The 237-nt window shown below is 57.4% G+C and carries 1 rRNA gene; it reads left to right on the forward strand.

Annotation, left to right across the window (positions count from 1 at the left end):
* A 16S ribosomal RNA gene (locus GRC12_RS45195) occupies positions 1–90 on the forward strand; the annotation flags it as partial.
* Between the last annotated feature and the right edge of the window lie 147 nt (positions 91–237).

A 237-nucleotide genomic window follows, 5' to 3' on the forward strand; every position in this document is an offset into this window, starting at 1 on the left:
GGGAGGGAGCTGTCGAAGGTGGGACTGGCGATTGGGACGAAGTCGTAACAAGGTAGCCGTACCGGAAGGTGCGGCTGGATCACCTCCTTTCTAAGGAGCAATAGCCAGCTTCGAGCGAATGTCTCGGAGTGGTTGCTCATGGGTGGAACGTTGATTATTCGGCACACTTGATCGTCTTCATCTTCCTAGTACTGCTTCGGCGTGGAACGGATGAGTGGAGCGGCGGGTGTGCCGGGC

Origin of the sequence: Streptomyces griseorubiginosus (assembly GCF_017614965.1) — a bacterium.
In the GTDB taxonomy this organism is placed as follows: domain Bacteria; phylum Actinomycetota; class Actinomycetes; order Streptomycetales; family Streptomycetaceae; genus Streptomyces; species Streptomyces griseorubiginosus_B.